12 protein-coding genes are annotated in these 18,748 nt (G+C 69.8%); 7 read left to right on the forward strand and 5 right to left on the reverse strand.

Annotation, left to right across the window (positions count from 1 at the left end; all coding sequences use genetic code 11):
- Nucleotides 1-2 precede the first annotated feature (2 nt).
- Together ABZ915_RS32835 and ABZ915_RS32840 are read right to left on the reverse strand one after the other, a co-directional pair.
- Nucleotides 3-1,856 carry an FUSC family protein gene (locus tag ABZ915_RS32835; RefSeq protein ID WP_361810775.1) on the reverse strand — a complete coding sequence of 618 codons (1,854 nt, stop codon included), beginning with the start codon at nt 1,854-1,856 and terminating at the stop codon, nt 3-5.
- Between the two features lie 539 nt (nt 1,857-2,395).
- Complete coding sequence (locus ABZ915_RS32840; RefSeq protein ID WP_361810777.1) at nt 2,396-3,127, reverse strand: hypothetical protein; 732 nt, start codon at nt 3,125-3,127, stop codon at nt 2,396-2,398.
- A 377-nt stretch (nt 3,128-3,504) separates the two neighbouring features.
- On the opposite strand from ABZ915_RS32840, the gene ABZ915_RS32845 reads away from it, so the two are divergent.
- The 3 genes from ABZ915_RS32845 to ABZ915_RS32855 all read left to right on the forward strand — a co-directional run bounded on the left by ABZ915_RS32845 (nt 3,505) and on the right by ABZ915_RS32855 (nt 12,652).
- On the forward strand, nt 3,505-4,620 hold the full coding sequence (locus ABZ915_RS32845; RefSeq protein WP_361810779.1) for a serine/threonine-protein kinase: 1,116 nt from the start codon (nt 3,505-3,507) through the stop codon (nt 4,618-4,620).
- Between the two features lie 93 nt (nt 4,621-4,713).
- Nucleotides 4,714-7,572, forward strand: a complete 2,859-nt coding sequence (locus ABZ915_RS32850) for a DEAD/DEAH box helicase (RefSeq protein WP_361810781.1) — start codon at nt 4,714-4,716, stop codon at nt 7,570-7,572.
- A gap of 28 nt (nt 7,573-7,600) precedes the next feature.
- On the forward strand, nt 7,601-12,652 hold the full coding sequence (locus ABZ915_RS32855; RefSeq protein ID WP_361810783.1) for a class I SAM-dependent DNA methyltransferase: 5,052 nt from the start codon (nt 7,601-7,603) through the stop codon (nt 12,650-12,652).
- Between the two features lie 51 nt (nt 12,653-12,703).
- On the opposite strand, the gene ABZ915_RS32860 is transcribed toward ABZ915_RS32855, so the two are convergent.
- Nucleotides 12,704-12,886, reverse strand: coding sequence for a DUF397 domain-containing protein (locus tag ABZ915_RS32860; protein WP_361810785.1), 183 nt, complete (start codon nt 12,884-12,886; stop codon nt 12,704-12,706).
- Entirely contained in the window at nt 12,883-13,719 is an 837-nt protein-coding gene (locus ABZ915_RS32865; RefSeq protein ID WP_361810787.1) for a helix-turn-helix transcriptional regulator, read from the reverse strand. Before ABZ915_RS32865 ends, ABZ915_RS32860 begins: the two co-directional genes overlap by 4 nt.
- A 130-nt stretch (nt 13,720-13,849) precedes the next feature.
- Here ABZ915_RS32865 and ABZ915_RS32870 point away from each other — a divergent pair, with 130 nt between their 5' ends.
- The 4 genes from ABZ915_RS32870 (at nt 13,850) to ABZ915_RS32885 (ending at nt 17,263) form a co-directional block, all read left to right on the forward strand.
- Nucleotides 13,850-14,320: an ATP-binding protein gene (locus ABZ915_RS32870; protein WP_361810789.1), complete on the forward strand. Its 471-nt coding sequence runs from the start codon at nt 13,850-13,852 to the stop codon at nt 14,318-14,320.
- A 666-nt stretch (nt 14,321-14,986) separates the two neighbouring features.
- Nucleotides 14,987-15,892, forward strand: a complete 906-nt coding sequence (locus ABZ915_RS32875; RefSeq protein ID WP_361810791.1) for a helix-turn-helix transcriptional regulator — start codon at nt 14,987-14,989, stop codon at nt 15,890-15,892.
- A 113-nt stretch (nt 15,893-16,005) separates the two neighbouring features.
- A complete protein-coding gene (locus ABZ915_RS32880) occupies nt 16,006-16,191 on the forward strand; it encodes a DUF397 domain-containing protein (protein ID WP_361810793.1) in 186 nt (61 codons plus the stop codon).
- Between the two features lie 103 nt (nt 16,192-16,294).
- Nucleotides 16,295-17,263 (forward strand): expansin EXLX1 family cellulose-binding protein, encoded by a 969-nt coding sequence (locus ABZ915_RS32885; RefSeq protein WP_361810795.1) that lies wholly within the window; start codon nt 16,295-16,297, stop codon nt 17,261-17,263.
- Nucleotides 17,264-17,269: 6 nt separating this feature from the next.
- On the opposite strand, the gene ABZ915_RS32890 is transcribed toward ABZ915_RS32885, so the two are convergent.
- Nucleotides 17,270-18,481 (reverse strand): WD40 repeat domain-containing protein, encoded by a 1,212-nt coding sequence (locus tag ABZ915_RS32890; RefSeq protein WP_361810797.1) that lies wholly within the window; start codon nt 18,479-18,481, stop codon nt 17,270-17,272.
- Nucleotides 18,482-18,748: the final 267 nt, after the last annotated feature.

Here is an 18,748-nt window from a genome sequence, read left to right on the forward strand (position 1 = left end):
CCTCATGGAGTATTCGAACCCGCCTTCTGCGGAACGGGGTTGCCGCGCCCCCGCTCCAGCTCGCCCACGAGTTCGGTCAGGAGCCGGGTCTGCTCCGGCGTCAGGTGACCGGTGTCGTCGAGGTGCACGGCGCTCGCCGTGGTCGTGTCCACGAGCCGTTCGAGGACGGCGGCGACACCGTCCGTGCCCTCGGTGTGGCGGGCGAGGGCGGGCAGTTCGGCGGCGGACACGGCTATGGCGGTGCGGGCCTCGGCGAGTGTGCTGTAGGCCTCACGGCGCAGCGTCCACCGTTCGGCGCGGTCGTCGGACTCGCTCAGCACGTGGGCGAGGTAGGCGTGCGCGGCGCGTTCGGCCGTCGCGAGCCGCTGCCGTACGCCCGCGCCGCGCGCCCCCGGCATCGGCAGGTGGCCGACGATCAGCACGAGGGCGCAGGCCAGCAGCGTCTCGCCGATCCGGCCGGCGGAGGCCTGCGGTTCCCCGCCGACCATGACGAGGGCGAGCACGAGCAGGGTGATGACGGCGGTCTGGGCGGCGAAGTGCCGGGCGGCGACGGGGATGAGCGCCCCGCAGACGGTCACGAGCGCGACGAGCCCCTCGGGCCGGGGCAGCACGGCGGCGAACCCGGCGAAGACGAGAGCGCCCAGCACGGTTCCCGCGGCCCGGGACAGCACCCTGGACGCGAGCGGCCCGAGGTCGGGCTTGACGAGCCAGACGGCCGTGACGGGCAGCCAGTACCAGTGCTCGTGCCCGTACCAGCGGGCGTGGTGCAGGGTCTGGGCGATGGCCACGCTCGCTCCGAAGCTGAGGGCGACCCTGAGGCCGTACTCCCGTCCGCCGCTCCCGAGGGCGGCGCGCAGGAGGTCCCGCGCGGTGTGGCGGCGGGTGTGCAGCCGCCGCTGTGCGTCCTCGGCCCGGTCGAAGGTCTCGGCGGCCCGCAGCAGGGCGTCGTCGAGGGCGCGCAGCGCGGGAGCGGACCGGTGGGGTGCGGGCAGCGGGCCGGTGGCGCTGTTGTCGCGTACGGCGCCGGCGAGCCGCCGGGGCCCCTCCGAGGCACGTTCACCGATGGCCTCCCCGCCCCAGGCGAGGGCGGTCGCGGCCTCGGCGAGGGGCAGCGCGGCGGCGTACTGGGCGTGCAGCCGGCGCTCGGCCTCGGAGCCGGCGTGGCGTCGCAGCCGGGGTCCGGCGAGGGCGTCCTGCGCGTGGTCGAGGGCGGCGGTCAGCGCGGCCCGGCGGGTCAGGGCGGCGTCGGTGCCCACCGCGTCGAGCAGCTCGGCGATCGCGTCGTACACCCCGGCGACGGCGGCCCGCTCCCCGTCGAAGCGGAAGTCACCGGCGAGGGATCCGGGTGTGGGCAGCGCCAGCCGCAGCGCGAGCAGCCAGCCCGCCCCGGCGAGGAAGGCGAGGGCCCGCAGCCATCCCGGTTCGGGCAGCGGCATCCCGGCGCCGATGGCGGCGCCGACCAGCAGCTGCGAACCGGCGGCGCTGGCCGCGGGCCCGACGGCGACCGCGCCGCCCGCGACCAGGCCGAGCCCGGTGAGCAGCAGCGTCAGCGGCACGGCTGCCAGGTGCTGCCCGCCGTACGTCCCCGCCAGCAGCCCCGCCGACCCGGCCAGCGCGGGCACCCCGAGCCGCTTGACCGAGGCCCGCCGGCTGCCCGGCCGGTCGTTGGTCCCCGCCAGCATGGCGGCGATGGCCGCGACGATGCCGAGGGAGACGCGGTCGGTGACCACGGCGACGAGGAGCAGCGGACCGGCGGCCAGCGCACCCCGCGTGACCGCGCTCCAGGGGACGGGTCCGCGCTGGGCGCGAAAGACGTGGGCGAGCCACGGGGGCAGGACTGGGGGGACGCGGATCACTGGGCTCCTGTGCGGACGAGGGCAGGGGTGCGCCTTCGGGCGACGGTGGCCGGGCTGCTCGGTGCTCCAACCCTAAATCGCGTTCCCGAACGGGACGGGGCGTATGTGTTTCGGCGGTGTGACAGACGGCCGGGAAGCCGTGTTCTTTATGAACGCAATTCGGTGCGCCACGTAATCCGTGGGGAACGCAAGCGGACCCGAGGGCGTAGCCTGCCCCCGGGTCCTGAAATGCCGCCCATGTCGGCACGCCGGCACGCTTGAGAGCCCAGGTCAGTCGTTATGTCGCCGCGTCCTGCCTTTGGACCACCGCGCATCGCGCTGCACGGGCTGGACTTGAACCAGCATTTCGACGTACTGGGGCCTGGGCCCGGTCGATCCGGCGATCGGCGGCGAATGCTGAGTCTGGAGCAAGAGTCTGAGATTGAACGCGGTCCGGCCCTGAATTCTTTGGCGGGTACGGCCGCTCATCACGACAAGCCTCAGCTTCAGCTTGCGCTCCTCGCGCACCCCGGCCGCGATGGGCCGGGGAGTCTCTTAGATTACCCGAACAGGTAACCGAACACGGCGTCTCCGGTCCGCTGGTCGACGACCTCCACGCCGTTCGCCTCCTCCCGGGCGAACTTCACGGCCTGCTGGAGCTTCTCGACGCGGTCGAGTATCTCGTTCACGCGCCGGGCCGGGAGGGCGCCGGAGAACTTCACGGTCGTCCAGTACCCGACCGGCACGTCCTCGTAGTAGACCTCGACCTGCGCCGGGTGCTTGTCCGTCGCCTCCGCCTTCACGTGGTTGCGCGGCACCTTCTTGGTGCGCAGCGTCCGCACGGGCTCGGTCTTCCACGCGTCCGTGGACGGGTCCTGCACCCAGGACTCGGAGGCGTCGAGGACGGGCAGCTTGCGCACGAAGGTGTTGACGTCCACGAGCTGCTTCTCGAGGAACAGCAGATAGGCCACCGGCACGTCGGCGAGCAGCACCCGCCCGTCCACCTTCACGTCCGCGCGGGCGGCGCAGTTGGCCCAGTCCTTGGTGGCGGTCACATCGAACAGCCTCGTGAGCGTCGCCGCCGTCTGCCGCAGCACGTCCTCGGCCTGCACCTGCACCCGCGTCGACTCGGGCGGCAACTGCTCGCCCTCCTCGTCCTTCGGCTGGTACGTCCGCGAGATGCCGGCCAGCAGGGCAGGCTTCTGAAGGCCGTGGTGCGCGGCCGTCAGGTCCTGGTGGGCCTTGGACTTGACGCCCTTCTCCACTGCGATGATCTGATTGAGTTTCGCCACGGAAGGGACGTTAACAGGGTCAACTGTTCTTATCCCAAACATTATTCGGGGGCGAGAATCGCTTCCGCCGCGAGCACCGCGTGCCCGGTCTGTACGGCGGCCACGGAAAGGGTCGCCCGGGGGGTGCCGTACCAGCGCTCGGAGGCCGTGCGCCGGAACTCGTCCGGACAGCCGACGGGCCTCGGCAGCTCCCCGCGCAGCACCCGGCCCGGGAGCCGCCGGGGGCGACGGCCCGGACGGTGGGGAGGGCGGCGAGACGGCCGGCGGTGGAGTCCAGGAAGGTCTGGTCGGCAGACGTCACATTCGTCCCCCCATTGGACTACCGTTACCCCTTACACATACCGGATGACCAGGGCGGCGAAGGGACGAGAACAAAGGTGAACGCGGCGCCGCTGAGCCCCGAGGACCCGACCAGGCTCGGCGACTTCGAACTGCTCGGCCGGATCGGGCACGGTGGCATGGGCCAGGTGTACCTGGGTGAGTCGCAGGGCGGGGAGCCCGCCGCGGTCAAGGTCATCAAGCCGTCCGTCGTCGACGCGGAGACCCGGCTGCGTTTCGCGCAGGAGGTCGAGGTCCTGAAGACGGTCTCGGGTCCGCGCATCGCCGCCTTCATGGACGCGGACCCCGAGGCGGAGCAGCCCTGGCTGGCCACCGAGTACGTCGACGGCCCGGACCTGCGCAAACACGTGGGGGCCTGCGGCCCGCTGCCGGCCGTGCTGGTCGCCTCGCTCGGCGCGACGCTCGCCGACGCCCTCCTCATCGTCCACAAGCAGGGCCTGCTGCACCGCGACCTGAAGCCCGCCAACATCCTCCTCGGCCCGAACGGCCCGAAGATCATCGACTTCGGGCTCGCGGTGTTCACGGAGTCCAGCGCGTCCCTCACCGCCCCGAACACCGTCCTCGGCACCCCGGCCTGCATGGCTCCCGAGCAGGCGAACGGCGTCAAGCCGCTGCCGGCGACCGTCGACGTCTACGCCCTCGGCGCCGTCCTGCTGTACGCGGCGACGGGCCACTATCCGTTCCAGGCCGAGAACATCCACGCCCTGTTCCACCTGATCACCAAGGCGGACAGCGCGCCGGACCTGACCGGCGCCCCGGACCGGCTGGTGCCGCTGCTGACCGCGATGCTGGCGTACGACCCGGCCGCGCGCCCCTCGTTGCAGAGCGTCGTCCAGCAGTTCCGTGCCGTGATCGAGAGCGAGGGGCTCACGGTCGCCCAGGCCCGCCGCCGCCTCACCACGTACACGGCGACGACCGAACCCGAGGCCGCCACCGTCGCGGATCCGCCCACGGCTCCCGCCCCGCCACAACCGGGCGAGCCCGCGCCCGAGCCCCCGACGGTCGTCATCACCCGGGCCGACGCCACCCCTCCCGCACCCGCCCGGAAGCGGACCGCGCACCGGGCCGCCGCGCCGCAGATCAGGCATTCCGTCCAGGCCAGGCGCGTGGCCCAGCAACTGCGCGAGACCTACGCGCAGCGCGCGAAGTTCTGACACAGGACTCCACGGCACCGGCGACACCCGGTACACCTGATACACCCCCGTACACCTGACACACCCCGTTCCATTCGCACAGGAGGCAGCCCCGTGACCGTCGACCAGGTGACCGTCGACCAGGGGGACGCGAAGTACCCGCCCGGCTCGCAGGTCGAGGTCCGCGACGAGGAGTGGCTCGTACGGAACGTGCGGCGCACCGCGCACGACGGCGACCGTATCGAGGCGGTCGGCGTCTCCGAGTTCGTCCGCGACCAGGAAGCCGTCTTCTTCACGAAGCTCGACGACGTGCAGCTGATGGACCCGCGCCGGACCAGGCTGACACCCGACGAGTCCTCGAACTTCCGGCGCAGCCGCCTGTTCCTCGAAGCGATCCTGCGCAAGACGCCCCTCCCCCAGTCCGAGCGCGGCCTGGCGCTCGCGGACACCTTCCTCCTCGACTCGCTCCCCTACCAGCACCGGCCGGCGCAGCTGGCGCTGTCGGGACGGAACCTGCGCCCGCGCATGCTCATCGCGGACGTGGTCGGTCTGGGCAAGACCCTGGAGATCGGCCTGACCCTGGCGGAGTTGATCCGGCGCGGCCGGGGTGAGCGCATCCTGGTGGTCACCCCGCAGCACGTGCTGGAGCAGTTCCAGCACGAGTTGTGGACCCGTTTCGCGATTCCACTGATCCGTCTGGACTCGGTCGGCATCGAGCGTATCCAGCGGGAGATCCCGGCCGGGCGCAACCCGTTCACGTACTTCAAGCGGGTCATCGTCTCCATCGACACGCTGAAGAACACCGACCAGTACAAGCACCATCTGGAGCGCATCACCTGGGACGCGGTCGTCATCGACGAGTCCCACAACCTCATCAACCGCGGCTCGCTGCGCAACCAGCTGGCCCGGCTGCTCGCCCCGCAGACGGACGCGCTGATCCTGGCGTCGGCCACCCCGCACAACGGTGACGCGCGGTCCTTCGCCGAGCTGATCTCCCTGCTGGACCCGGCCGCGATCCGCGATCCGGAACGGTACGCGGCCGACGACATCAAGCACCTGTTCATCCGGCGGACGAAGGTCAGCCCCGAGGTCCGCGAGCAGATGAAGGGCCAGTGGGCGGACCGGGGCCCGAGCACGTCCGTGCACTGCACGGCGACCCCGGCGGAGGAGAAGGTCTTCGAGGAACTGGCGCAGGTCTGGCTCCCGCGGGACGAGGGCACGCCCTCGGTCAGCGAGAGCCGCCTCTTCCCGTACACGCTGCTGAAGTCCTTCCTGTCCTCGCACGTGGCCCTGGCGGCGACGGTCGACACCCGTATCAGGACGCTGAAGGCGAAGGAGGGCCCGGCTGCGGATGCCGAGTTGGCCGCGCTCCACCGCCTCCAGGACCTCACGTTCGTCATGTCGGAGGCCGACTCGGCGAAGTTCCGGGCCCTGGTGGCGCAGTTGCGCGAGATCGGCGTCGGTCCGCGGAGCGACGCCCGGGTCGTCGTCTTCTCCGAGCGCGTGCAGACCCTGGAGTGGTTGCGCAAGGCGGTCCCGGCGGCGCTCGGCTTCAAGGGCAAGGCACTGAACGAGGCCGCGCGCGTCATGCACGGTGGTCTCTCCGACGAGCAGCAGATGCAGTGCGTCGAGGACTTCGGCCTCGCGGACACGCCCGTGCGCCTGCTGTTCACGGGTGACGTGGCGTCCGAGGGCGTCAACCTGCACCGCCAGTGCCACCAGCTGATCCACTACGACGTGCCCTGGTCCCTGATCCGTATCGAGCAGCGCAACGGCCGCATCGACCGCTACGGCCAGGCGTACCAGCCGCAGTTCCGGGCGCTGATCCTCACCAGCGAGGTCGAGGGCGCGAAGGACGACCGCACGGTCGCCGAGCGGCTGCTGGAGCGCGAGGACGAGGCGCACCGCAGCCTGGGTACGGCGGAGGCCGTCTCCGGCCTGTACCGCGCGGAGGCGGAGGAGAAGTCCCTGATCCAGGATCTGCTGCGGGGCCGCACGGTGGACGAGTCGCTGGACGCCACGGCCGGCGCGGCGGCCGCCGAGGACTCCGGCGTCGACTTCCTGGCGGACTTCTTCGGCGCGCTGGACGACCTCACCGACGGCACCGACGACACCGACGACCCCGGCGCCCCCTCCGACACGGACGGCGCGGCCCCGCCCGCGCCCGCCGACGTGCCGCGTCTGTTCGCCGGCACCCGGGACTTCATCGACGAGGCGATCCGCGAGGTCTTCCCGGACGCGCAGCGGCAACTGGAGCTGGACGAGGACCCGGAGACGGGCCTGATGTCCTTCCGGCCGCCGTCCGACCTGGTCCACCGCCTGAAGTCCCTCCCCCCGGACTACCGTCGCGAACAGCGCCTGCACGAACGCCTGCTGGTCACCCTCAACCGCAAGCTCGCCGACCTCTCCCTCGTCCGGGCCCGGGAGTCGTCCTCGTCCAGCTGGCCGGAGATCTCCCTCCTCACCGACCTCCACCCGGTCGTGGAGTGGCTGACGGACAAGGTGCTGGTGCGCCTGGGCCGCCAGGAGGCGCCGGTCATCACGGCGGACGTGGACGCCCCGACCTATCTGATCCAGGGCATCTTCTCCAACGCGCTGGGCCGCCCGACGGTGGTGAAGTGGATGGCCGTTCAGCGCGGGGAGGTCACCGACGACATGGTGGGCGTGCTGCGCCGCGCGGGCGTCGGCCCGACCATGGCCAACCCGCAGCACCCCCACGACCAGGACCTGCTGAGCTCCGGCATCCCGGGTGCCCTGGAGGCCGCCGAACGCTTCCTGCGCAAGCACAGCAGCGAGTGGGACAAGGCGCTGACCGGCCCGATCGAGGCGTACAAGCAGCGCCTCGGCGACTGGGAGCAGCCGACCCTGGCGGGCGAGCGCACCAAGACCGATCTGGCCGGCCTGGCCGACTCGCTGCTGACCACCGGCCGCCCGATGCTCCGGGTCCTCGCCGTCCTCGACTCCACCGACTGATCCACCGAGCCCCGAGGTCCATTGCGTCATGTCGTACGACTCTCTCGTCAACCGCGGCGACTACTTCTCCGCGCACTACCTGGCCGAGGTCTTCCCGAAGGACCTCAAGTCGGGGCTGCTCGCGACCTGGAAGGAGCGGGAGGACGCGGCGGACCGCGCCGCGGAGGGCAAGGAGCCCGAGGAGGACACCCTCCCGGTGACCCCGCGCCTGGGCCTGCGCGAGCTGCGCCGCCCCTACTTCCGGGCGCGCGCGTTCTTCGCGGAGGCGGCGGCCGAGCCGGACGACGCGACGACGTACGACGCCCCGGCCTGGCGCGAGCGGGCGGCGGCCCTCAACGCGGAAGTCCTGCGGGCCCTCGGCTACGACACCAAGCCGCGGACCCTGACGGTCGAACGCGCCGACCACACCTACGAGGTCCAGGTCGCCCACGCCGAGCCGGGCCTCATCGCCCTGGACTGCGGCTGGGCCGCCGAGCCGGACGCCGCACTCGACCCCGACGGCCCCGGCCGCCTCCTCCACCCGCTCCCCCTCGACGGCTCGAACGCGGTCACGACGGGCTCGAAGCTGGCGTCCTTCCTGTTCGCCTGCGAGGAGCCGCCGAGGTACGTGCTGCTGCTGGTCGGCGGTGTGGTGGTGCTGGCCGACCGGGCGGCGTGGGGCGAGGGCCGCTACCTGGCCACTTCCCTGGACGCGGCCCTCGAACGCAACGACACGCGCGCGGGCGGCGAACTCGACACCCTGGCCGCCCTGTTCGGCGCGGACTCCCTCCGGACGCCGGAGGAGGGCGGCGAGAACCCCCTCGCGACCCTGGTCGACAAGTCGACGAAGCACGCGGTGGGCGTGTCGAGCGACCTGCGCGACGGCCTGCGCCTGTCGGTGGAGCTCATCGCCAACGAGGTCCTGGGCCGCCTCCGGGTGGCGGGCGTCCGCCCGGAGCAGGTCGCGGAACTCCCGGAGCTGTCCAAGCAGTTGACGCGTGAGTCGTTGCGCTACCTGTACCGCATCCTGTTCCTGCTGTACGCCGAGGCCCGCCCCGAGCTGGGCATCCTGCCGTCGGACTACCCCGAGTACCACCAGGGCTACGGCCTCGGGCGGCTGGGCGAGCTGGTCGCGGAGCGGGACCTGGTGGGCGAGAAGGCCCGCGAGGGTACGTATCTGTACGACTCGCTGGACCTGCTCTTCCGCATGGTGCAGGAGGGCTACCGGTCGCGCCGGACGCACGGCGAGGCCGCGGAGGTCGTGCAGTCGGAGGACATCGGCCTGCGCTTCGAGCCGCTGCACTCCAAGCTGTTCGAGTCGGAGTCGATCCGGCTGATCGGCCGCCGTTCGGTGACCGACCCGCGCTTCGACGAGGACGAGACCGGTGAGCCGGTGTACGTCGACACGCGCCTGCGGAACGCCACCCTGTACCGGGTCCTGCGGCTGCTGATGCTCACGCGCGGCAAACGGGGCGAGCGCGGCGGCTTCATCTCGTACGCCCAGCTCGGCATCAACCAGCTCGGCGCCGTGTACGAGGGCCTGATGTCGTACTCCGGGTTCGTCGCGGACGAGGAGCTGTACGAGGTCGCCAAGGGCGGCTACTCCAAGGACGGCTCCTGGCTGGTGCCGGCGTCGAAGGCCGACGAGTACCCGGACTCCGTCTTCGTGCGGCGCCGGGACGAGGAGACGGGCGAGGAGGTACGGGTCCGGTACCGGCCGGGGTCGTTCGTGTACCGCCTCTCCGGGCGGGACCGGCAGACGTCGGCGTCGTATTACACGCCCGAGTCCCTGACCAAGGTGACCGTCCAACTGGCCTTGCAGCACCGCCTCGACCAGGACGGCACGGTCACCGAGGCACGCGAGCTGCTGGACTGGAAGATCTGCGAGCCGGCGCTCGGCTCGGGCGCCTTCTTGAACGAGGCCATCAACCAGGTGGCGGCGGAGTATCTGCGGCGGCGGCAGGACGAGCTGGGCGTCGCCATCGACACGGAGCGCTACGCGGTCGAGTTGCAGAAGGCGAAGGCGTACATCGCGCTGCACAACTCATACGGCGTGGACTTGAATTCGACGGCCGTCGAGCTGGCCGAGGTGTCCTTGTGGCTGAACACGATGCATCCGGGGATGGAAGCGCCGTGGTTCGGGCTGCACCTGCGGCGGGGCAACTCGCTGATCGGCGGCCGTAGGGAGGTGTATGCCGCCGAGAGGTTGAAGAAGGGCGGGTGGCTCGGGGCCACTCCGGAGCGTTTCCCGTTGACGGAGGCGGGTTCCGGTGCGGGTGCGGGGCTTCCGGAGGGGGCGGTTCATCACTTCCTGCTGCCTGCGAAGGAGTGGGGGGCGGTCGCGGCTGAGAAGGAGGCCAAGGCGCTGGCTCCGGAGGAGGCCAAGGCGCTGGGTGCCTGGCGTAAGGCCGTCACCAAGTCGCCGTCCAAGAAGCAGACTGAGCGGTTGCAGGGGCTTGCCCGGCGGGTCGAGTACCTGTGGGGGCTTGTCGTGCGGCGCCTGGAGATCTCCGAGCGGGACATTTCTCGGCGGATCGATGTGTGGGGGGCCGAGGGCGGGTGGTTGCGGTCGCCTGAGGTTGCCGTGCAGCGGGAAGAGGTGCTGGCGGATCTTGAGGCCGTCGACACGCCTTACTGGCGGTTGAAAACGCTGATGGACGCGTGGTGTGCGCTGTGGTTCTGGCCTGTGCAGGGGGCTGCGCTGCTGGACGGTTCCGATGAGCGGTATCGGCGGGTGGCCGAGCTGGAGGAGTCGGGGGCGTTCGAGGTCCTGGGTGAGGATTCCTCCGGGTCCGGTGTCCTCATGAGCTGGGAAGAGGATGCGCTGCCTGGGTTCGGGGTTGATCCCAAGCAGCTGGCGTTGACTCGGGGGGACCTGGACAAGCGGCGCAGTGGGCGGCGCAAGGAGGCGGTTGGGGAGCAGCGGCGGGCGGTTGTGCCGTTGGCTGAGCTTGATGACTGGCTGGACTTTGCGGAGTCGCTGTTGGGGCGGGGGGATGTGCCTGCGGATTCGCTGATTTCGGAGTTCGAGCGGCTGGATGAGCTTGAGCCTTATGAGGATGCGTTGCCGGATTTGATGGGCATGGATCTGGCTCATCATTTGGAGGAGCGGTATCCGTGGGCGGCCATGGCGCGGGATGTTTCCGGGCAGCAGGGGTTCTTTCACTGGGAGTTGGAGTTCGCGCAGGTGTTTGCGCGGACTGGTGGGTTTGACTTGCAGGTGGGGAACCCTCCTTGGGTGCAGCCGCATTGGCGTGAGGACCAGGTTCTCGCAGAGCGGGAGCCATGGTTCGTGCTGGCCGAGAAGCCGAGCGCGGAAGAGTGGCGCCTGCGCAAGCAGGAGGTACTTGGTGCCACTGGCGACAACAAGGCTTACTTCCTCGGAGAGTCGGCCGCCCATGCCGGGATCGCAGCGGTACTGAGCAGTCCGGTCAGCTATCCACTGCTCCTGGGCACGAAGAGCGACCTCTACCGGGCCTTCATGGCTCAGGTGTGGCAGCACATCGCACCGCACGGCAGCGCGGGGCTGATCCATCCGGACACTCACTTCGGCGGAGTACGTGACGGGGCCATCCGGGCTGCCGCGTATCGGCATCTCCGAGTCCATGCCCATTTCGTGAACTCATCCAGATGGGCATTCGATGACCTTAACTGGTCCCAGGAATTCGGGATGCACATCTACGGCACATCACAGGAGCCCGATTTCCTACACGTCAGCGAATTGCGTGGCGCCGATGTCCTCCCAGACTCGCTGGCCCATGACGGAAGCGGCGCGACGCCCGGCATCAAGCACAACGGCTCGTGGGACATCCGGCCGCACCGAGAGCGCGTGGTGCATGTGAACACAGCGCTGCTGACCAGTTGGCAGGAACTGAAGGGATCAACGGGTGCGGTAACAGAAACTCCCCTGCTGTACCCGGTCCTCATCAGCGAGCAAGGCGCGATCGAGGCTCTGGCTTCCCACGGCAACAAACTGGCTGGCTTCGATCCCATGATCACAACTGGATACGACGAAGGCGCCGCTAAGAAGGACGGGCTAATCCGCTGGGGCAACCACGCCGTCTCCGAGTTCGCGGACGTGATCCTCCAAGGGCCGCACTTTGCATCGGCGCTTCCTTTCTCGAAGGAGCCGAAGATCCCGTGCCGGAGCAACCGGGACTGGGGTTTGCTCTCGCCCACGGAGTTGCCCGAGGCATACGTGCCCGTGACCAACTATGTGCGCGCTTCTGATGAAACGACGTATATGGCGGGCCAGAGCCGCTGGCTCGGTAAGCCGTTCACCACCTTCTTCCGCCTGGCCTGGCGCGCCATGATCCCCTTCGATAGCAGCCGCTGCCTGCATGCCGCCTTGATCCCTCCCGGCCCCGCCCACGTGCACACCGTGCAGTCCATGGCCTTCGAAAGTAATCTCCTGACCGCCCTCAATGCAGGCTTCTGGGCAGCGCTCCCTCTGGACTACCTGCTGCGCATCACGGGCCGTGCCCACCTCCAGACCGGCGAGGCCCGCAAGATGCCTGCCCCCGACCCGAGGCACCCCCTCGCTTCTGCCCTACTCCTGCGCTCCCTCCGCCTAAACGCCCTGACCGCCCACTATGCCCCTCTCTGGACGGAGTTGTTCAACCTCCGGTGGGCGGGCTACGAGGATTGGGCCAACCCCAATTGGCCGGGGCTGAAGCCTCTCGCCGCCAACCTCAAGCCGACCTGGGAGTACACCGCCCCTCTCCGCACCGAGTACGAGCGCAGAGCCGCTCTCGTCGAACTCGACGCCCTCGTAGCCGTGTGGCTTGGAATTACGGCCGACCAACTCGTCTCGATCTTCAAGTCCCGCTACCCACAGCTACACGATTACGAGGCAGTGACCTGGTTCGACGCCAACGGCCGCAAGATGGCCGCTAACCCATTCACTTACGGCCTCGGCCAGACCAAACAGGACTATCTCGACTTCGCCGCCCACCTGGAAGCCCCGGACGGCACCCCGCCCCCGGACGGCTACACGGCCCCCTTCTACAAGGCCGACCGCGAAGCCGAAATGCGGGCCGCCCACGCCCACTTCCAAGCCCGCCTGGACAAGGAGATCGCCCTCGGCCGCTGGCCTCGCTGAGACACACCGGAGCCCTCGGCACGTACGCACGCACCGAGGGCTCCGCCGCCGTCACACCGCCGCGTACTCGACGAACGCGGCCCAGGCAGCAGGCTCCACGGCCAGCGCAGGCCGGCTCGTGTCCTTGGAGTCACGGACATGCACCGCGCCCGAGGTGGCGGCGACCTCGACGCACTCACCGCCTTCGCCGCTGCTGTAGCTGCTCTTGACCCAGGTCAGCGCTTCGACGCTCATGTCTCCCCTAGCAACTTCTCAATGAAGGCCAGCGATTCTCGCGGAGTGAGTGCCTCGGCCCGCAGGATCCCGTACTGCTCCTCGAACCCCCGGACCGACTTCCGCTCCGTGTAGAGGCGGCTGTCCTTGTGCGCCTCCACGTATGCGATCCTGCGCCCTTCCTTCGTCTCGATCAAGGTGAACGGGCCAGCCAGCCCGGCATGTTCCTCCCGCTCGGTCGGCATGACCTGGATCTCGACGTTGCGCCGCTGACCGATCAACAGCATCTGCTCCAACTGGCCTCGCATCACCGACCAGCCGCCCAGCGGACGCCGTAGGACCGACTCCTCGATGACGAAGCTGATGGTGGGCATAGGCACCCGAGAGAAGATCTCCTGCCGAGCCAGTCGCGCCGTGACGCGCTGCTCAACCGTCTCCTCGTTCAGCAGCGGGCGTCGCATAGTGAACACGGCCCGCGCGTACTCCACCGCCTGCAAAAGCCCAGGCACAGCCTGGTTGGCGTACACGTGAAGCTCAACCGCCTCGGCCTCCAACCGCGCCGCATCCCGAAAGAACGCCGGATACTGAGCCCGAGCCACCTCCTCCTTCCCCGCACTCAACACCCCACCCGCACCCAGCACTTCATCCGCTCGGTCGATAAAACTCGGCGGCGGAATACGCCTCCCCTGCTCGTACGAGGCGATCGTCGACGCCGAGTACCCCGCCCGCGCCCCCAACTCCGCCCGATCCAGCCCCGCCCGCTCGCGGAACAGCTTCAGTTGCCGCCCGAAGAGGTGCAGCATGCCCGTACCGGGCTCGTACTCGTGCTCCGGCCCCTGAACCTCGTCGTTCACGCCGCCGCTCCTCCCGCACCACAGGTCACGCCCCGCATCACGTACAAGCGCGCACCAGCCACGTACAACCCACCCGCGTCAGCGCGTCGCCCCTGGTCAAGGCTACGCACAGTGCAGGACCGTTGACGGCATGAAGTCGGCAATCCCCCCACACGAGACCGCCCGGCAAGGCCTGGAGCCACCGCACCCGGCCCACGAGTTCGCGATGCGCTTCACCTCGACCCCGCGCGGCGCGCGCCTGGCCCGCCGTCTGGTCTCGCACCGCCTGAACGACTGGGGGCACCCCTACGACAGCCCGGTCAACGAGACTCTGACCCTCATCGCGGCCGAACTCACGGCGAACGCGGTACGCCACGGCCACGTCCCCGGCCGCGACTTCGACCTCCGGCTGACCCTGACCGGCGGCGGCACGTTCCGCATCGAGGTGACGGACACCCGCACCGAGAAGCAGCCCTCGCCCGCTCCCCCGTCCCCCGACGCGGAATCGGAATCGGGCCGCGGCCTGCTCCTCGTGGCCGCGCTCGCGGACGACTGGGGAGTCACGCCCCGAGCCTCCGCACCGGGCAAGACGGTGTGGGCGGAGCTTCGTGGCGCCGGCTGACGGCGTCGCGCGCGCCCGACGGGAGGGGTCCGGTACAGACCATTCGCCGGAGGCCTCGCCATGCGGCGTCCACGCGGGCACAAGATGAGGATCGCGGGCGTCGAGCGACAGAGCCCCACCCCTGATTGCCGGCCAAGCGACATCGGAATGGGGCTCCGTCACACGTGCGGCAAGATTCACTCCCTGACCACCCTGACGATCATCAGAGCGATGCTCACCACCTGGGCTCGCGACAGCGGCGCTGTGCAGCACGATGCGGCGACGTCCCGGCGTCGGCTCCTGTTCCACAGCGTCTCCCCTCCTCCCCTCGTCCGACACACCGGCCCACCTGGTCGTGGACGCCGCGGCTGTCCGCGAACCTTGGTGGGGCGTCGTCAGGGACAGGCAGAGGTGCCGTCACGCACGAGCCGACCTGCGCGGGCCGCTTCTGCGGCTCGATCTTCCTTGGGCCGCATGGAGGTTGACGCGCGTTCGTCTATCTCGCAATGCAGCGCGTTGTCTGGTCCAGGTATGGGTGCTCCCACAAAACGACACCCGATTCGCATCATCCAGTCAGGCGCACGTCAATCTGCTAGCCAGCAGACAGCAGGATCGCGAGCTACCAGTCAGTCACCATGCAATCTGCCGGCTTGCAGACCGCATCCCACAACAGGAGGTAGAGCTATCGTGAGCGTGCCAAGTGCGGCCGAGCAACGTCTCAAGTTGCGGACCGAGCTACGCAAGGCACGCGCGAGTGCCGGCCTGACGCAGCGCCAGGTGGCCAAGGTGATGGAGTGGTCACCGTCGAAGCTGCTCCGGATCGAGTCGGGCGAGGTCAGCATCTCGGTGAACGACCTGAGGCCGCTGCTGACCACCTACGGCATCAGCGACCGGCACCAGATCGAATACCTGCTCGATCTCGCGCGCGGCAGCCGCAAGCTGCCCTTCGCCGAGTACCGGGACGTCTTCAGGAGCGAGTTCGTCCAGTTCCTCGCCCTGGAGGCATCGGCGTCGATCGGGCGGTACTTCAACTCCCTCCAGTTGCCCCGGCTGCTGCAGACGGAGGAGTACGCCCGGGCCATCGCCGTCGCCTACGGCAGCAGCACCACCCTCAACGGAACCGAGGAACGCATGCTGGAGGCCCAGCTCGCACGCCAGGACCTCCTGCTGAGCGAGAACTGCCCCGAGCTGTTCTTCATCCTCGACGAGGTCATCCTGCACCGGCAGGTCGGCGGCCGCGGCGTCATGCGCGCCCAGCTCCAGCGCCTCGCCGAGCTGTCCAAGCACCCCAAGGTCACCCTCATGGTGATCCCCTACACGGCGGGCGCCCACGCCGGCATCCAAGGCCCCTTCACCCTCTTCGAGTTCGCCGGCGAGGAGAAGCCGGAGACCCTCTACATCGAGACGGCGCAGGGTGACACGATCGAATCCGACAAGCCGGAGAAGACGCGGCGTTACCTCGAGTTGTTCTGGCAACTGGAAGACCTCGGCATCAGGGACAACATCGACGTCCTGACCAACCGCCTCATCGAGCGCATGGACGAGGGCGTCGACGACCTCGCCGCCCTGCTGGAGGCGCCGCCCGCCGCGTAGCCGGCATCCCCGCGAGTGGGCAACCTTGGCGTGATTCGGCCCATTCACCTTCCAACAGCGGTTGTCACCTTGGGAAAACGTGCTGTCCGCCTGTGCAGTTGGAGGAGGGTTTCTTGGGCGCCTCACCGGTCTGGCACAAGAGTTCCTACAGCGGTGCCCTCAACGGCGATTGCGTCGAGGTCGCGCAAAGCTCCGATTTCGTCCTCGTCCGCGACTCCAAGCGCCTCACCGGCGCCACCCTGCGGCTCTCCCCGTCCGCCTGGGCCCGCTTTCTCCACCATGTGCCCAGGCGGCCCTGAGGACGGGCCCCGGCAACCTTTTCCGCCCCGGCGACCACTGGTGAGTCAAAGGCCGACGTTCGCACGTACCCATGTGCGGACCCGAAGGACCGAAGGACTCACCGTGGCATCCTCCTCCCATCGCCGCTCCGCCCCCCGGCGACGCACGGCCCTGGTCGCCGCCGTCGCCGTGGCAGCCGTGGGACTTCTCGTATCCCTGGTGATGGTGCTCCGCCCGGACGGCGGTGCGCACACCGTGGAAGCCGCGGCCACCCCCGCCGCGAGCACCCGGCAGACTAGCGACCCGGCCGCGACTCCGAAACTCTCGCCGAAGCCGAAGCCGTCCACGGCGTCCCCGAAGCCGAAGCCCACCAAGGCCACCCCGAAGCCGGCCAAGGCACCCACCGCGTCGGCGCGGCCCTCGCCCGCCCACACCACCACCCCCGCCGCCGACGCGCGGCCGGCCTCCGGTGCGGCCCCGCTGGCGGGACGGATCAAGCCCGGGACCACGTACAGCGGGGTCGCCACCCATTACGACGCGGCGGACGGCAACGGCGCCTGCACGTACGGCCCGACCTCCGATCTGATGATCGTGGCGATGAACCACACCGACTACGAGACGGCCAAGGCGTGCGGGGCGTACATCAGCGTCCACGCGGGCGGGGCCTCCGTCACGGTGCGGGTCACCAACGAGTGCCCCGAGTGCGCCCCCGGTGCGCTCGACCTCAGCGAGCAGGCCTTCGCGAAGCTCGCCGCCCTCAACGCCGGCCGTATCCCGGTCACCTGGATGCTGCTGAGCCCCAGCACCTCCTCCACGATCTCGATCCGCTACAAGACCGGCTCCAGCGCCAACTGGTGCGGCATCCAGGCCCTCGGCCACCGCAACCCGCTGGCCCGCCTGGAGGTCAGCACCGGCAGCGGCTGGCGCCAGCTCACCCGCGAGACGTACAACTACTTCCTCTCCGAATCCGGCACCGGCTGCGGCGGCTCGCTCCGGCTGACCGACATCTACGGGGAGCAGCTGACGGTCAGCGGGATCGCCATCCGCCCGGACGCCGTCCAGGCGACCCGGGTGCAGTTCGCCCGGCACTGACGCGCGTCAGAGCGACTCGATATCCACAGCGAGGACACCGCTGGCGAGAACGACGGCGAGTGTCCTGTCGAAAGCGACCAACGCGCGGGGCACGCTCCGCACGGGGATCTGCGCCGCCAAGGAGCCCTCGATGTCCCACAGGCGAACGGTGCGGTCGCCGGAGCCGATGGCCAGGAGGGTACGGCCATCGGGCAGTTTCACCGCGCACACAGCCGTGATTGAGGTGGCGTGCCCTGTGCTCCGGCTCGACCCTTCGATCATGTATTGCCGGGTGCCGGTGACCGGATGCCACAACCGGACCGCGCCGTCGCTGAAGCCGGAGGCGGTGGCCACCAGGGTACGTCCGTCGGCCAGTTCTACCGAGCACAACACCCTGACACTGCCGGCGTCGATGTCCGTCCGGTGCAGCTGAGCGCCAGTGGCCGGATCCCACAAACAGATCGCACCGCCGCTGGAGCCGGTGGCCAGGAGCGTGCGCCCGTCGGCGAGCTTCACCGAGCACCAGGCCGTGCCGGGACGGATCTTCAGACTGTGCACTCTGGTGCCGCTGGCCGGATCCCACAACCGGATCGCGCCGAAGTGGGAGGCGGAGGCCAGGAGCGTGCGCCCGTCGGCGAGTGTTACTTCGCACAACGACGCGAAGGAACCAGTGTGACCCTCGAACAGGGGCAGATGTTCCTGGGCGCCGGTGAGCGGATCCCACGCCTGGATCGTGCCGTTGCTGGAGGCCGTGGCCAGGAGCGTGCTCCCGTCGGCGTGCCCCAGAGAGCACGCGGCCGTGATCGAGCCGTCATAGCGCCTGAAGCCGGCGCTCAGGTTGCTCTTGGTGGGGTCCCACAACCGGACGGTACCGTCGTGGGAGGCGCTGGCCAGAAGCTCTCGCCCGTCGGCGAGCCCCACCGTGCACAACGCCGCGACCAAGTCGGTGTGACCCTCGAGCAGATACTTTTGGCTGCCGACGGCAGGATCCCGCAACCGAACCGTGCCGTCGTGAGACCCGGTGGCCAGGAGCGTACGTCCATCGGCGAGCCCCACCGAGCACAACGCCGCGACCGGGCTGCTGTGGCCCGCGAGCACGCACTCCTCGGTACCGGTGGCCGGATCCCACAACCGGACCGTGCCGTTTAGCGAACCGGAGGCCAGGAGCGTACGCCCATCGGCGAGCCCCACCGAGCACAACGCCTCTACCAGGCCGGTGCGGTCCTTCAGGCGACGCACCTTGGCTCCGGTGGCCGGATCCCACAGCTGGACCGTGCCGCCCCGGTAGGCGACGGCCAGGAGCGTACGCCCGCGCTCGTCACGGAACTCGCACACAGCGGCCACTCCTCTGTCGAAGAGGCCTCCTGAGAACAGCCTGAGACGATGCGACCAGGTGCCGGTGGCCGGATCCCACAACCGGACCGCGCCGTCGCGGGAGGGGGAGGCGACGGCCAGGAGCGTACGCCCATCGGCGAGCCCCACCGCGCACAACGCCACGACCGGGCC

The organism is Streptomyces sp. NPDC046915 (assembly GCF_040644935.1).
Lineage (GTDB): Bacteria > Actinomycetota > Actinomycetes > Streptomycetales > Streptomycetaceae > Streptomyces.